Here is an 841-nt window from a genome sequence, read left to right on the forward strand (position 1 = left end):
GACAGTAAGTTAAGTTTTTCTTCGGCCTTTGCAGGCGGTATACCACGGTTATGTTGATGGGGACGTTCCCAGTTGTAATACATCATCAGATAGTGGCTGATGTCTCGGCTTGCCTCTGCGATGGAGCCGTAGCCGAGAGAAGGTACCCATTCGCTTTTCAGGCTCCGGAACAGTCTTTCCATCGGTGCATTGTCCCAGCAGTTACCACGGCGACTCATACTCTGGGTCATTCGGTACCGCCACAGTCGCTGCCGGAAAAGGCGGCTCGCATATTGGCAGCCCTGATCCGTGTGGAACATGATGCCTTGCGGTTTCCCTCGCTGCTCCCAGGCCATTTCCAATGCCTTTACCACAAGTGCGGCATCCGGCTGTTCTGAGATAGCCCATCCAACGATACGACGGGCATACAGGTCTAAGACCGTAGCTAAGTAACACCAGCGAGAGCCGGCCCAGATATAGGTGATGTCACCGCACCATACCTGGTTTGGTCTCTCCACATTGAACTGACGATCAAGCTCATTCGGTATATCTGGCCGCTCAACGGTTGCCCTCTTGTATTTATGAGGACCGGGTTGCTTACAGATCAGACCGGCTTCACGCATTAGGCTACGCACTTTGAAACGTCCGATAGCCACTCCCTGATCGTTGAGCAAACCTACGATTGTGCGGCTGCCTGCAAAGCTTCGGCTACGTTTGAAGATCTCATTGACCTGAGCCCGGAGCTGAAGCCTGGGCGCATCCACGACGTTCTTACGGTTCTTGTATTCGTAATAGCATGATCGGGGTACTTCAAACGCCTCGCAGACCAGTTCCACAGGCTCCTGCTCACTTAATCGGTCTA

Annotated in this window: 1 protein-coding gene; it reads right to left on the reverse strand. The window is 53.3% G+C overall.

Annotated features, from left to right (window positions below):
* Positions 1–841: IS3 family transposase (locus B4U49_RS00415; protein WP_078082643.1), on the reverse strand; the 841-nt coding region annotated here is incomplete at both ends.

The organism is Microbulbifer mangrovi (assembly GCF_002009015.1).
Classification (GTDB): Bacteria; Pseudomonadota; Gammaproteobacteria; order Pseudomonadales; family Cellvibrionaceae; genus Microbulbifer; species Microbulbifer mangrovi.